General features: G+C 75.3%; 15 protein-coding genes and 1 pseudogene. 15 read left to right on the top strand and 1 reads right to left on the bottom strand.

The window, feature by feature from the left end; all coding sequences use genetic code 11:
* The first annotated feature begins 24 nt into the window (after window positions 1–24).
* From ACZ4FH_RS18245 to tsaE, 6 genes and pseudogenes are all read left to right on the top strand, one after another.
* On the top strand, window positions 25–393 hold the full coding sequence (locus ACZ4FH_RS18245) for a holo-ACP synthase (RefSeq protein WP_383639929.1): 369 nt from the start codon (window positions 25–27) through the stop codon (window positions 391–393).
* A 73-nt stretch (window positions 394–466) separates the two neighbouring features.
* Window positions 467–1,933 carry an NAD(P)H-hydrate dehydratase gene (locus tag ACZ4FH_RS18240; protein WP_467305762.1) on the top strand — a complete coding sequence of 489 codons (1,467 nt, stop codon included), beginning with the start codon at window positions 467–469 and terminating at the stop codon, window positions 1,931–1,933.
* 37 nt (window positions 1,934–1,970) lie between these two features.
* Entirely contained in the window at window positions 1,971–2,357 is a 387-nt protein-coding gene (locus ACZ4FH_RS18235) for a DUF488 domain-containing protein (protein ID WP_385106793.1), read from the top strand.
* A 90-nt stretch (window positions 2,358–2,447) separates the two neighbouring features.
* Complete coding sequence (alr, locus tag ACZ4FH_RS18230; protein ID WP_467305759.1) at window positions 2,448–3,593, top strand: alanine racemase; 1,146 nt, start codon at window positions 2,448–2,450, stop codon at window positions 3,591–3,593.
* A gap of 140 nt (window positions 3,594–3,733) precedes the next feature.
* Window positions 3,734–4,982, top strand: a pseudogene (locus ACZ4FH_RS18225) (alpha/beta fold hydrolase); the annotation flags it as partial.
* Window positions 4,951–5,496, top strand: a complete 546-nt coding sequence (gene tsaE, locus ACZ4FH_RS18220) for a tRNA (adenosine(37)-N6)-threonylcarbamoyltransferase complex ATPase subunit type 1 TsaE (RefSeq protein ID WP_467305757.1) — start codon at window positions 4,951–4,953, stop codon at window positions 5,494–5,496. The pseudogene ACZ4FH_RS18225 and the gene tsaE, both read left to right, overlap by 32 nt.
* A gap of 361 nt (window positions 5,497–5,857) precedes the next feature.
* On the opposite strand, the gene ACZ4FH_RS18215 is transcribed toward tsaE, so the two are convergent.
* Entirely contained in the window at window positions 5,858–6,397 is a 540-nt protein-coding gene (locus ACZ4FH_RS18215; RefSeq protein WP_467305810.1) for a hypothetical protein, read from the bottom strand.
* A 205-nt stretch (window positions 6,398–6,602) separates the two neighbouring features.
* Here ACZ4FH_RS18215 and tsaB point away from each other — a divergent pair, with 205 nt between their 5' ends.
* The 9 genes from tsaB (at window position 6,603) to ACZ4FH_RS18170 (ending at window position 12,674) form a co-directional block, all read left to right on the top strand.
* Complete coding sequence (gene tsaB / locus ACZ4FH_RS18210) at window positions 6,603–7,250, top strand: tRNA (adenosine(37)-N6)-threonylcarbamoyltransferase complex dimerization subunit type 1 TsaB (RefSeq protein WP_467305808.1); 648 nt, start codon at window positions 6,603–6,605, stop codon at window positions 7,248–7,250.
* Entirely contained in the window at window positions 7,247–7,792 is a 546-nt protein-coding gene (gene rimI / locus ACZ4FH_RS18205) for a ribosomal protein S18-alanine N-acetyltransferase (RefSeq protein ID WP_467305755.1), read from the top strand. The genes tsaB and rimI overlap by 4 nt, the downstream gene beginning before the upstream one ends.
* A complete protein-coding gene (tsaD, locus tag ACZ4FH_RS18200) occupies window positions 7,792–8,892 on the top strand; it encodes a tRNA (adenosine(37)-N6)-threonylcarbamoyltransferase complex transferase subunit TsaD (protein WP_383639908.1) in 1,101 nt (366 codons plus the stop codon). Before rimI ends, tsaD begins: the two co-directional genes overlap by 1 nt.
* The gene (locus ACZ4FH_RS18195; RefSeq protein ID WP_467305754.1) at window positions 8,889–9,167 is read left to right on the top strand and encodes a hypothetical protein; all 279 of its coding nucleotides are present in this window, start codon (window positions 8,889–8,891) and stop codon (window positions 9,165–9,167) included. Before tsaD ends, ACZ4FH_RS18195 begins: the two co-directional genes overlap by 4 nt.
* 148 nt (window positions 9,168–9,315) lie before the next feature.
* On the top strand, window positions 9,316–9,678 hold the full coding sequence (locus tag ACZ4FH_RS18190; protein ID WP_383639902.1) for a YciI family protein: 363 nt from the start codon (window positions 9,316–9,318) through the stop codon (window positions 9,676–9,678).
* 66 nt (window positions 9,679–9,744) lie between these two features.
* Complete coding sequence (locus ACZ4FH_RS18185) at window positions 9,745–10,995, top strand: RNA polymerase sigma factor (protein WP_467305752.1); 1,251 nt, start codon at window positions 9,745–9,747, stop codon at window positions 10,993–10,995.
* A 63-nt stretch (window positions 10,996–11,058) separates the two neighbouring features.
* Entirely contained in the window at window positions 11,059–11,529 is a 471-nt protein-coding gene (locus tag ACZ4FH_RS18180; RefSeq protein ID WP_467305750.1) for a VOC family protein, read from the top strand.
* A 47-nt stretch (window positions 11,530–11,576) separates the two neighbouring features.
* A complete protein-coding gene (locus tag ACZ4FH_RS18175) occupies window positions 11,577–12,197 on the top strand; it encodes a hypothetical protein (protein ID WP_467305748.1) in 621 nt (206 codons plus the stop codon).
* A gap of 111 nt (window positions 12,198–12,308) precedes the next feature.
* On the top strand, window positions 12,309–12,674 hold the full coding sequence (locus ACZ4FH_RS18170; protein WP_467305746.1) for a hypothetical protein: 366 nt from the start codon (window positions 12,309–12,311) through the stop codon (window positions 12,672–12,674).
* Window positions 12,675–12,685 lie beyond the last annotated feature (11 nt).

Raw genomic sequence — 12,685 nt, 5'->3', positions numbered from 1 at the left:
CCGGGAGAGAACGAAGGTGCGTACGTGATCATCGGGGTGGGGATCGATGTGGCGGAGATCGAGCGGTTCGACGCCGCGCTGCGGCGCTCGCCGCGGCTGGCCGCGCGGCTGTTCGTCGACAGCGAGCTGCTGCTCCCCGACGGCGAACGGCGCGGCGTCGCCTCCCTGGCCGCCCGCTTCGCCGCCAAGGAGGCCCTGGCCAAGGCGCTCGGCGCCCCCGCCGGGCTGCTGTGGACGGACGCCGAGGTGTACGTCGAGGAGGGCGGCCGGCCCCGGCTGCGGGTGCGCGGCACCGTCGCCGCCCGCGCCGCCGAACTCGGCGTCCGCCACTGGCACGTCTCGCTCAGCCACGACGCCGGGGTGGCCTCCGCGGTGGTGATCGCCGAGGGGTGAGGCGGGGCCGTCTCCGTTCCGCGTCGGGTGGTGAAGCGGCGCGGGGAGCGGCGTTCCGGCCTACGTTGGAGCCATGCGTACCGCCTACAGCGTCTCCACCGTACGGGCCGCCGAACAGGCCCTGATGGCACGGCTGCCGGAGGGCGCGCTGATGCAGCGCGCCGCCGCCGGGCTCGCCGCCGCCTGCGCCGATCTGCTGCGGCGCGGCGGCCGCGTCTACGGCTCCCGGGTCGTCCTCCTCGTCGGCACCGGCGACAACGGCGGCGACGCGCTGTACGCCGGGGCCCGGCTGGCCCGGCGCGGCGCGGGCGTCGTGGCCGTGCGGACCGCCCCCGGCCGGGCCCACGAGGGCGGCAGCGCGGCGCTCCTCGCCGCGGGCGGGCGGGTCGTGGACCCCGACGACCTCGGCCCGCACCGGGACTGGGCGGGCCGCGTCGACCTCGTCGTCGACGCGATCACCGGCATCGGCGGACGCGGCGGACTGCGCCCGGCGGCGGCCGCGCTCGTCGAGCGGTACGCCGCGCACCCCGCGCCGATGCTCGCCGTCGACCTGCCCTCCGGCGTCGAGGCGGACACCGGGGAGGTCCTGGGCGAGGCGGTGCGCGCGGACGCCACCGTCACCTTCGGGGCGTACAAACCGGCGCTCCTGATCGACCCGGCCGCCGAACGCGCCGGCGCCCTCCGCCTCGTCGACATCGGGCTCGGGCCCGAACTGCCGGACGTCCCCGACCTGGAAGCCCTCCAGTACGCGGACGTCGCCGCGCTGCTGCCGCGGCCCGCCGCCGAGAGCGACAAGTACCGGCGGGGCGTCGTCGGCGTGGCCGCCGGATCGGCCCGCTACCCCGGCGCGGCGGTGCTCGCCGTGTCCGGGGCGCTGCGCGGGGGCGCGGGCGCGGTCCGGTACGTGGGCCCCGGCGCCGGGGCCGTCATCGCCCGGCATCCGGAGACCCTGGTCCACGACGGGCCGCCGTCACGGGCCGGGCGCGTCCAGGCGTGGGTGGTCGGGCCCGGACTGGGCGACGGCACCGAAGCCGCCCTGGCCGTGGCCGACGTGCTCGCCGCCGAGGTGCCGGTGCTCGTCGACGCGGACGGGCTGCGGCTGCTGGACGCCGACGTCGTCCGCGCCCGCACCGCCCCGACCGTCCTCACCCCGCACGCCGGGGAGGCCGCCGCGCTGCTCGGCGTCGCCCGCGAGGAGGTCGAGGCCGGGCGGCTCACCGCCGTACGCGCCCTCGCCGCCCGCTACCGCGCCACCGTGCTGCTCAAGGGCTCCACCACCCTGGTCGCCACCGACGACCCGCACACCCCGGTCCGGGTCAACCCGACCGGCACCCCGTGGCTGGCCACCGCCGGCAGCGGCGACGTGCTCTCCGGGCTGACCGGTTCGCTGCTGGCCGCCGGACTCGCCGCGCGCGACGCCGCGTCCGTCGGCGCCCATCTGCACGGACTCGCCGCCCGGCACGCCGCCGACGGCTCCCCGGTCGCCGCCCAGGACGTCGCGGACGCCCTCCCGGCGGCCTGGCGGGACGTCCGGGCCTGAGCGATCCTGGGAGACGGACGGCGAGAGGAGACCGGCCATGGGCAGCGACAGCGGCACCGACGTGCGCGTACGCCGGGCGTACGACCCCCGGGAGGACGACGACGGCACCCGGGTCCTCGTCGACCGGCTCTGGCCGCGCGGCGTCTCCAAGGAGCATGCCGCGATCGACCACTGGCTCAAGGACGTCACCCCCTCGTCCGAGCTGCGCTCCTGGTACCACCAGGACCCCGGCAGCCGCTACGACGACTTCGTGGACCGCTACCGCGCCGAGCTGGCCGACTCCGCGCACGCCGCCGCCCTGGACGAACTGGTCGGCCTGGTCCACGACGGCCCCGTGACCCTCGTCACCGCCGTCAAGGACGTTCCGCACAGCCACGTCCCGGTCCTCGTCGACCAGCTGGAGCACGAACTGCACCACCACTGAACCCTCCCGCGCCCTCCCGCAATCATCCCGTACGGGACTTTCCGGACGCGGCCGGAGGGCGCGGGGCACGGCTCTGAGAGACTGGGCGCGATGAACGAGACTGCGTCCCTGAGAGCCCGAGCCGAGATCGACCTCGCCGCACTGCGCGCGAACGTGCGCGTTCTGCGCGCCAGGGCCTCCGGCGCGCAGCTCATGGCCGTGGTCAAGTCCGACGCGTACGGGCACGGCGCGGAGCGCTGCGCGCGCGCCGCGCTGGAGGCCGGGGCGACCTGGCTCGGCACCGCGACCCCGCAGGAGGCGCTGGCGCTGCGCGCCGCCGGCCTCGGCGGCCGGGTGATGTGCTGGCTGTGGACACCGGGCGGACCCTGGCGCGAGGCGATCGAGGCCGATGTCGACGTCTCGGTGAGCGGGATGTGGGCGCTGCGCGAGGTCACCGCGGCGGCCGGGGAGGCCGGACGCCCCGCCAGGATCCAGCTCAAGGCCGACACCGGCCTCGGCCGCAACGGCTGCCAGCCCGCCGACTGGGCCGAGCTGGTCGCCGCCGCCCGTGCGGCGGAGCGCTCCGGCACCGTCCGCGTCACCGGCCTCTGGTCCCATTTCGCCTGCGCCGACGAGCCAGGCCACCCCTCGATCACCGCCCAGCTGGAGACCTTCCGCGACATGGTGGCGTACGCGGAGAAGGCCGGCCTCGACCCCGAGGTGCGGCACATCGCCAACTCCCCGGCCACGCTCACGGTCCCCGAGTCGCACTTCGACCTGGTGCGGACCGGGATCGCCATGTACGGCATCTCGCCCAGCCCCGAGCTGGGCACCCCCGCCGACTTCGGGCTCCGCCCGGTGATGACGCTCGCCGCCTCGGTCGCCCTGGTCAAGCGGGTGCCCGCCGGGCACGGCATCAGCTACGGGCACCACTACACGACGTCCGGCGAGACCACGCTCGGCCTGGTGCCCGTCGGGTACGCGGACGGCATCCCGCGCCACGCCTCGGGGCGCGGCCCGGTCCTGGTCGGCGGGGTCCGGCGGACCGTCGCGGGCCGGGTGGCCATGGACCAGTTCGTCGTCGACCTGCACGGCGACGAGCCGGCGGTGGGCAGCGACGCGGTGCTGTTCGGCCCGGGGGACCGGGGCGAGCCGAGCGCCGAGGACTGGGCGCGGGCCGCCGACACCATCGCGTACGAGATCGTCACCCGCATCGGCGGACGGGTGCCGCGCGTCTACCGGGACGGCGCTCCTTAGGGCGTGTCCTGGAGGACGGTGCCCGCAGGACCCCCGACACAGCCCGGAGCCGCACCGGGAAATCTCTCTGACCAGGCACGATCGAAGCCCGGCCGGTTCCGGCCGGGACGGGACGACCGACGGACGAGGAGTGCGGCACGGTGAGTGGGATCAGCGCGCAGGACGCGGCGGCGGCCGCTTCGGCGGCCGGATGGCGCCGGGCCGGGATCGCCGGGGCGGCCATAGGCGTGCTCGCCGCCGGGGCCGCGGCCGGTGTCGCGGTCGAGCGGCTGACGGTCGGCCGGAGCATGCGCAAGCGGGCCCGGCTGGCCCTGGACGCCACCGGACCGTACGGCTCGCTGCGCGGGCTGCCGGGGAGGGCCGTCGCCGACGACGGCACCGAGCTGTACTACGAGATCGACGAGGCCGGGCCGGCGGCCGGCGCCGGGGCGGGTGGCGCGCCCGCCGCCGCCGGGCACCGCAGGCGGCGGCTCTTCGGGCGCAAGGCCCCCGCCCCCGTCACCGTCGTCTTCAGCCACGGCTACTGCCTCGGCCAGGACTCCTGGCACTTCCAGCGGGCGGCCCTGCGCGGTCTCGTGCGCACCGTCCACTGGGACCAGCGCAGCCACGGCCGCTCCGAGCGCGGCCGGGCCCAGGCGCAGGGCGTGCACGTCGGCATCGACCAGCTGGGCCGCGACCTCAAGGCGGTCGTCGACGCCGCCGCCCCCGAGGGGCCGCTGGTCCTGGTCGGCCACTCCATGGGCGGGATGACGGTGATGTCGTTCGCCGACCAGTACCCGGAGCTGATGCGCGAGCGCGTCGTCGCCGTCGCCTTCGTCGGCACCTCCAGCGGCCGGCTGAACGAGGTCAGCTTCGGGCTGCCGGTGGCCGGGATGAACGCCGTGCGGCGGGTGCTGCCCGGCGTGCTGAAGGCGCTCGGCTCCCAGGCGGAGCTGGTGGAACGGGGCCGGCGGGCCACGGCGGACCTGTTCGCCGGGCTGATCAAGCGCTACTCCTTCGGCTCCCGGGACGTGGACCCGGCCGTCGCCCGGTTCGCGGAACGGCTCATCGAGTCCACGCCCATCGACGTCGTCGCGGAGTTCTACCCCGCCTTCGCCGAGCACGACAAGACCGACGCCCTGCACCTCTTCCGGGACGTGCCCGTGCTGATCCTGGCCGGGGACAAGGACCTGGTGACCCCCAGCTCGCACAGCGAGGCCATCGCCGACCGGCTGCCCGACGCGGAACTGGTCATCGTCCCGGACGCCGGGCACCTGGTGATGCTGGAGCACCCCGAAACGGTGACCGACCGCCTCGCCGATCTGCTGGTACGGGCGGGCGCCGTGCCCGAGGCCGAAAGGCCCTAACGTTGGCGGGCATGGAAGCACCGCACAACGGCCCGGCCGCCGAGCCCGCCCCCGGCACCGTCACCCTGAAGCTCACCGTCGATTCCCCCGAACAGATGCGGGCCCTCGGCCGCCGCGTCGCGTCCGTGCTGCGCCCCGGCGACCTGGTGATGCTCACCGGCGAACTGGGCGCCGGGAAGACCACCCTGACCCGGGGCCTGGGCGAGGGGCTGGGGGTGCGGGGCGCCGTCACCTCGCCGACCTTCGTCATCGCCCGCGTCCACCCCCCGCTGGGCGACGGCCCCGCCCTGGTGCACGTCGACGCCTACCGGCTCGGCGGCGGGCTCGACGAGATGGAGGACCTGGACCTGGACGTGTCGCTGCCGGAGTCGGTGGTGGTCGTCGAATGGGGCGACGGCAAGGTCGAGGAGCTGTCCGACGACCGGCTCCGGGTGCTGATCGACCGGGCGGTCGGCGACACCGACGACGAGCGGCGCGTGGTGACGCTCGTCGGCGTCGGCGCCCGCTGGTCGGGGCTGCGCTCCTCGTCCTGGGCGCCCTGGGAGACGGTCCGGTAGCCGGGGCGCCGGAGGCTGTTTCCGACAAGGTGTCGGGAAGATGTTGCGCCGGGCGGTGCGCGCGTGGTCACATGGAGGACGAGAGCAGGTTAGGTCTGCCTAACGTGCCTTCCCGCAGAGCCCCAGGAGGCGTCCATGCCGACACCGGAGCGCGAAGCCCGACCGCCGCGGGCGGTATCGATGAGAGACCTGCTCGCCGCGGGGGCCGCGGCCACCGCGGTCTCCACCCCGCCCGCCTGCCCGCCGCCCGGAAACAGAACGCCCGCGCCGCGCGAGAGCACGGGCGCGGGCGCGCGACGGTCCTGAGACGGGGCGGGCGACCCCGGGAGGGGGACGGTTCCGCGGCACCTCCCACCGGTCCCTACGGGACCACGACCACCTTCGCGTTCACCGTGGCGAAGGTCCACACCGCGTCGCCGTCCGCCCGCGCCATGCGCACCCCGCCCGCCTTCACCGACGGATCGGGGGCGTCCATCGAGCCGTCCTGGGCCGCGCTGAAACCGATCGTCACATCGTCGACGGAGGTGAAGCGGACCACGTGCTCGATCGGCACCCCGTCCGAACCGGTGACCTTGCCGGAGCGCGAGCCGACCCGGTAGGTGCCCGGGGCCGGCGAGACCGTGCCCGGCATCACCTTGAAGGTCCGGGTCGCCTTGCCGTGCGCGTCCACCAGCCACACCCGGCGGTCGTGCAGCGCGTAGACCACGCGCGTCCCGGTCCCGGAGGCGGCCGGCACCGCGAGCGGGTCCCGCTTCGGCTTCGGCTTGACGGCGTGACCGTCCTTGGCCGGGGCGCTGGCGGAGGCCTTCGGGGCGGCGGAGAGGTCGTCGGGGACGTTCGCCGACGCCTGGTAGGCCAGGAAGCCGACCACGGCGACGGCCGCCGCGGTGAGCCCGGCCACGATTCCCGAGCTGCGCCTTGACACCGTGCGGCCCCTTTCGCCGTTCTCCGCGTCCACGCGTGTGCGGTATGTCGTACAAGCGTTTACACGTATTTCGCGTGCACCCGGTGACGGTAGCAGCCGGGGCGGCCGCTCCCGGGACGCCGTACGGGGCGCCGCCCCGCCCGCGGCGGCGCCGTAGGCTGTTTGCGTGCTCTTGCTCGCCATGGATACCGCCACCCCCGCCGTCACCGTCGCCCTCCACGACGGGACCCGCGTCGTCGCCGAGTCCGGTCAGGTCGACGCCCGCCGGCACGGGGAACTGCTGCTGCCCGCCGTCGACCGGGTCCTCGCCGAGGCCGGGACGACGCTCGACGCCGTGACGGGCGTGGTCGTGGGCGTCGGCCCCGGCCCCTACACCGGACTGCGGGTCGGCCTGGTCACGGCCGCCACCTTCGGCTCCGCGCTCTCCGTCCCCGTACACGGCGTCTGCACCCTGGACGGCCTCGCGTACGCCGCCGGACGGGCCGGGCTCACCGGCCCCTTCGCCGTCGCGACGGACGCCCGCCGCAAGGAGGTCTACTGGGCGCGCTACGAGGACGCCCGCACCCGGACCGAGGGGCCCGCCGTCGACCGGCCCGCCGACCTCGCCGAACGGCTCGCCGGACTGCCCGTCGTCGGCGCCGGCGCGGTGCTCTACCCGGAGGCCTTCCCCGACGCGCGCGGCCCCGAGCACGTGGCGGCCGGCGAGCTGGCCGCCCTCGCCGCCGAACGGCTGGCCGCGGGGGACGCGCTGCTGCCCCCGCAGCCGCTCTACCTCCGCAGGCCCGACGCGCAGGTGCCGAAGAACTACAAGGTGGTCACGCCCCAGTGACCGTCACGACCGCGGTGCTGCGCGAGATGCGCTGGTGGGACATCGAACCGGTGCTCGCCCTGGAGCACGAGCTGTTCCCGGAGGACTCCTGGTCGTCCGGCATGTTCTGGTCCGAGCTGGCCCACGCCCGGGGCGCCGGGGCCACCCGCCGCTACGTCGTCGCCGAGGACCCCGCCACCGGCCGGATCGTCGGCTACGCGGGCCTCGCCGCCGCGGGCGACCTCGCCGACGTCCAGACCATCGGCGTCACCCGCGACCACTGGGGCGGCGGGCTCGGCGCCGCGCTGCTGACCGACCTCCTCAAGCACGCCACGGCCTTCGAATGCGCCGAGGTGCTGCTGGAGGTCCGCGTCGACAACCTCCGGGCGCAGAAGCTCTACGAACGCTTCGGCTTCGAACCGATCGGCTTCCGCCGCGGCTACTACCAGCCCGGCAACATCGACGCGCTCGTCATGCGCCTGCACCTGCACGAGGAGCTGGGCGGCGACACGGGCGACGACGCACACCACGACGCACCGGGAACAGGAACAGAGACTGACTGATGGCTGACGAACCGCTCGTACTCGGCATCGAGACCTCCTGCGACGAGACCGGCGTCGGCATCGTCCGGGGGACGACGCTGCTCGCCGACGCCGTCGCGTCCAGCGTCGACACCCACGCCCGTTTCGGCGGCGTCGTCCCCGAGATCGCCTCCCGCGCCCATCTGGAGGCCATGGTCCCCACGATCGAGCGCGCCCTGAAGGAGGCCGGGGTCAGCGGACGCGACCTCGACGGCATCGCCGTCACCGCCGGACCCGGCCTCGCCGGCGCCCTGCTCGTCGGCGTCTCGGCCGCCAAGGCGTACGCGTACGCCCTGAACAAGCCGCTCTACGGGGTGAACCACCTCGCCTCGCACATCTGCGTCGACCAGCTGGAGCACGGCCCGCTGCCCGAGCCCACCATGGCGCTCCTGGTCAGCGGCGGGCACTCCTCGCTGCTGCTCGCCCCGGACATCACCGCCGACGTGCGGCCGCTCGGCGCGACCATCGACGACGCGGCGGGCGAGGCCTTCGACAAGATCGCCCGGGTGCTGAACCTCGGCTTCCCCGGCGGCCCCGTCATCGACCGCCTCGCGAAGGAGGGGGACCCGGCCGCCATCGCCTTCCCGCGCGGACTGACCGGCTCGCGCGACCCCGCGTACGACTTCTCCTTCTCCGGGCTGAAGACCTCCGTCGCCCGCTGGATCGAGGCCAAGCGCGCCGCGGGCGAGGAGGTGCCGGTCCGGGACGTGGCCGCGTCCTTCCAGGAGGCCGTGGTGGACGTGCTCACCCGCAAGGCCGTCCGCGCCTGCAAGGACGAGGGCGTCGACCACCTGATGATCGGCGGCGGCGTCGCGGCCAACTCCCGGCTGCGGGCCCTCGCCCAGGAGCGCTGCGAGCGGGCCGGCATCCGGCTGCGCGTGCCCCGGCCCGGTCTGTGCACCGACAACGGGGCCATGGTCGCCGCGCTCGGCGCGGAGATGGTGGCCCGCAACCGCCCCGCCTCCGACCTGGAGCTGTCCGCGGACTCCTCGCTGCCGGTCACCGACCCGCACGTCCCGGGCGCGCACGCGCACGACCACGACCACGTGCACGAGATCAGCAAGGACAACCTCTACTCATGAGCGGGACCACCGTCGCCCTGATGTGGGAGGCGCGCGCGGCCGAGGGGCGGGGCGCGGAGCTGCTGGAGTGGGCGCGCGCCCGGACCGCCGTCCTCGCCCGGACGCCGCTGCGCAGCGAACTGCTCCGCGCCCCGCAGGACCGGGTGCTCGTCATCACCTGGTGGGAGGGCGGCCTCGGCGACACGTTCCCCGAACTGCCCGAGCCGGACGCGGACGCCGTCACCCGGCCGGTGCACCGCTGGCGGTTCGAGTCCCTGGGACCGGCGGAGGGCTGAGCGCGGCGGCCGGGCGGCGCGGCCGGGTGGCCGCCCCGGACACTTCCGAAAAGAATTTCCGGGGCGCTGTCGATCCGGCGGCCGCCCGTTCGACGCAGGGGTGAGAGGCGGGGGAACGGACCCCGCCCTCCCGACCCGAGGAGTCACCATGCCGCGCTTCATGTCGCTCATCCGCCTGGACGAGCGGGCCGCCGAGTCCTACGAGCCCGACCCCGGCTTCGACGAGCGCGTCACCGCGCTCTTCGAGGAGATCAACAAGGCGGGCGTGATGCTGGACACCGCCGGTCTCACCCCGACGGCCCAGGGCACCCGCGTCCACTGGTCCGGCGGCACGCTCAGCCACACCGACGGCCCCTTCACCGAGACCAAGGAGGTCGTCGGCGGCTACGCCATCCTCCAGTGCAAGGACAAGGAGGAGGCCCTGGAGTGGGCCCGCCGCTTCCTGAGCGTCCACCCGGAGAGCTGGAACGTCACCTGCGAGGTCCGGGCCATCGACGAGCCCGCCGGCTGACCGGACGCCCCCGCCGCCCCCGGCCGCGTTTGCCCGGCCGGGGGCGGGCTGCTCTGATGGGTGGCCGTGACGGCAGCGGGCGCGGTGGAGACGGTGTTCCGGATCGAGTCCGCGCGGATCATCGCGGGGGTCGCCCGGATCGTCCGTGACGTGGGCATCGCCGAGGAACTGGCCCAGGACGCCCTCGTCGCCGCCCTGGAGCAGTGGCCGGAGTCCGGCGTCCCGGACAATCCGGGGGCCTGGCTCATGGCCACCGCCCGGCACCGCGCCATCGACCTCGTGCGCCGCCGCGAGACGTACGCCCGCAAACTCGCCGAGATGGGCCGCGACCCGGACGCCCTGCCCCGGGCGGACGACCCCGGCGACACCGACCCCGACTCCATCGACGACGACCTGCTGCGGCTGATCTTCACCGCCTGCCATCCGGTGCTCTCCACCGACGCCCGGATCGCCCTCACCCTGCGCCTGCTGGGCGGCCTCACCACCGAGGAGATCGCCCGCGCCTTCCTCACCTCCGAGGCGACGGTGGCCCAGCGGATCGTCCGCGCCAAACGGAGCCTCGGCAGGGCCGGGGTCCCCTTCGAGGTGCCGTACGGCCCCGAGCGCACCGCCCGGCTCGGCTCGGTGCTGGAGGTGATCTACCTCGTCTTCAACGAGGGCTACGCCGCCACCGCCGGCGACGACCTGCTGCGCCCGGCGCTCTGCGAGGACGCGCTGCGGCTGGCCCGGGTCCTGGCCGGACTGATGGCGCGCGAACCCGAGGTGCACGGGCTGGCCGCCCTGCTGGAGCTCCAGGCCTCGCGCACCGCCGCCCGCACCGGACCGGACGGCGCCCCGGTCCTCCTCGCCGCCCAGGACCGCACCCGCTGGGACCGGCTGCTGATCCGCCGGGGCCTCGCCGCCCTGCTCCGCTCGGCGGAGAGCGCCGCCGACGCGGGCACCGGACTCGGCCCCTACGGCCTCCAGGCCGCCATCGCCGCCTGCCACGCGCGGGCGGTGCGCTACGAGGACACCGACTGGCCGGCCATCGCCGCGCTCTACGGCCGGCTCGCCGCCCTCACCCCGTCCCCGGTGGTCGAGCTGAACCGCGCCGTCGCCGTCGCCATGGCCGAGGGCCCGGCCGCCGGACTCGCCCTGGTCGACGCCCTGGCCGCCGACCCCGCGCTCCGCGCCTACCACTTGCTGCCCAGCGTGCGCGGGGATCTGCTGGAACGGATGGGGCGTACGGACGAGGCGCGCGCCGAGTTCGTACGCGCGGCGGAGCTGACCCGCAACGCACGGGAACGGGCCCTGCTGCTGGACCGGGCCGGCCGATGAGTTCCGGGCCCGCCGCCGGTCTACCCCGTAGCGCGTTCCGCACCACCGAGTGAGGAGAAGACCATGCCGAAGGTGACCACGTTCCTGTGGTTCGAGAAGGGCCAGGCCGAGGAGGCGGCGGACCTCTACGTCTCCGTCGTCGGCGGCGACTCGCGCGTCCTGGAGGTGACCCGCTGGACCGCGGCCTCGGTCGGCGAGGAGGGCGCGGTGATGACGGTGCGGTTCCAGCTGGACGGCACCGAGTACATCGCGTTCGACGGCGGCCCCGAGTTCCCCTTCACCGAGGCCGTGTCGCTCTCCGTCGACTGCGCGTCGCAGGAGGAGGCCGACGAGCTGTGGGCGAAGCTCACCTCGGACGGCGGCCAGGAGAGCCAGTGCGGCTGGCTGAAGGACCGCTTCGGGGTGTCCTGGCAGATCGTCCCGCCGGGCCTCGGCGAGGCCCTGACCGACCCCGACCCGGAGAAGGCGGCACGGGCCATGAAGGCGATGATGGGCATGAAGCGCCTGGACATCGAGGCCCTGCGCAACGCCTGACCGCCGCGGCGGCCGGGCCCGGTCCGGCGCTGGATAGGGTCGGGGCCATGTCCGCACGCCCGGCGCTGCCGCCGCCCCCGCCGCCCGTGGAGATACGCGCCTGGCCCGACCGGGGAGCCCTGCTCGCCGACCGGGCCCATGTCCTCGGGGCGCTGGTGCGGACGCACCTGGGCCCCGGGCGGTTCGCGCTCCTGTGGACGTGGGGGCTGCTCGCGGCGCTCGGCTGGTCGCTGACCGGGACCGCGCTCATCACCTTCGAGGAGTCGTACGACGTCGTCTCCGCGATCCTCGGCGTGGTGCTGATCGCGCTGGGCGCCGGCTGTCTGGTGCCCGCCGCGATCCTCGTGGTCCTGGGGCTGCGCCGCGACCGTGCGGTGCGCCGGCTCCTCGCGCAGTGGGGGCGGCTGGACCGCGATCCGGCACGCGACGCCGCGCTGCGGCTGCCGGGGCCGAGCCTCGGCTGGCTGCTCCCGTCCTTCGCGCTCTGCGCCCTCGGGCTGTACGCCTGCGTCGCGGTTCCGGCGGGCGCGGTGCGCGGCCAGGACACCTACGGGCTGATGGCCCTGATCATGGGCCTCGGCCTCATCTGCTGGCTCATCGGCCTCATCGGCGTCACCAAGGCCTTCTGGCACCGCCGTTGGGTCCTCTCCCTCCTAGGGCCTGTCTGACCATTCCGGGCGTCCCCGCGGCCGGCCGGACCGAAGCGTCAACCGGCGGCGCCCACCGCTGACTTCGGCCCTACCCTTGGTCCGTACACGAACACCACAGGGGGAGGCGTCATGGAGTGGTACTGGTGGGTGCTCATCATTTTCTGGACGGGCGGATTCGGCTGGGTGGTCGACAACGTCCGTACGGCGCTGCGCAACCGGCACGCCCGCAGGCTCGAACTGCTGGAGGCCGGTAAGCAGGAGCGGCTGGCCGTCGAGGCGGCGAACCGGCCGCCCGAGCCGGTCTGCGGCTGCACGCACCACCTCGCCAAGCACGACAAGCAGGGCCGCTGCCACGAACGCGTCGAGGTGCCGACCGCCTGGGACGAGCAGAAGAAGCCGGTGCGCTTCGAGTCCGGCCAGTGCAACTGCCAGCAGTACGTGGGCCCGCAGCCGCTCTCGCAGGTGTACGCCGACGAGCTGACCGACCTCGGCTGAACCCGCCCGCC

The organism is Streptomyces sp. NPDC024555 (assembly GCF_055559335.1).
This window is presented reverse-complemented; position numbering and strand designations above follow the sequence as displayed.

What these genes read in the sequence shown, in the direction of transcription:
- ACZ4FH_RS18240 (WP_467305762.1), top strand. Translation starts at nt 467, where the DNA reads ATGCGTACCGCCTACAGCGTCTCCACCGTACGGGCCGCCGAACAGGCC.
- ACZ4FH_RS18235 (WP_385106793.1), top strand. Translation starts at nt 1,971, where the DNA reads ATGGGCAGCGACAGCGGCACCGACGTGCGCGTACGCCGGGCGTACGAC.
- alr (WP_467305759.1), top strand. Translation starts at nt 2,448, where the DNA reads ATGAACGAGACTGCGTCCCTGAGAGCCCGAGCCGAGATCGACCTCGCC.
- tsaE (WP_467305757.1), top strand. Translation starts at nt 4,951, where the DNA reads ATGGAAGCACCGCACAACGGCCCGGCCGCCGAGCCCGCCCCCGGCACC.
- tsaB (WP_467305808.1), top strand. Translation starts at nt 6,603, where the DNA reads ATGGATACCGCCACCCCCGCCGTCACCGTCGCCCTCCACGACGGGACC.
- tsaD (WP_383639908.1), top strand. Translation starts at nt 7,792, where the DNA reads ATGGCTGACGAACCGCTCGTACTCGGCATCGAGACCTCCTGCGACGAG.
- ACZ4FH_RS18195 (WP_467305754.1), top strand. Translation starts at nt 8,889, where the DNA reads ATGAGCGGGACCACCGTCGCCCTGATGTGGGAGGCGCGCGCGGCCGAG.
- ACZ4FH_RS18190 (WP_383639902.1), top strand. Translation starts at nt 9,316, where the DNA reads ATGCCGCGCTTCATGTCGCTCATCCGCCTGGACGAGCGGGCCGCCGAG.
- ACZ4FH_RS18180 (WP_467305750.1), top strand. Translation starts at nt 11,059, where the DNA reads ATGCCGAAGGTGACCACGTTCCTGTGGTTCGAGAAGGGCCAGGCCGAG.
- ACZ4FH_RS18175 (WP_467305748.1), top strand. Translation starts at nt 11,577, where the DNA reads ATGTCCGCACGCCCGGCGCTGCCGCCGCCCCCGCCGCCCGTGGAGATA.
- ACZ4FH_RS18170 (WP_467305746.1), top strand. Translation starts at nt 12,309, where the DNA reads ATGGAGTGGTACTGGTGGGTGCTCATCATTTTCTGGACGGGCGGATTC.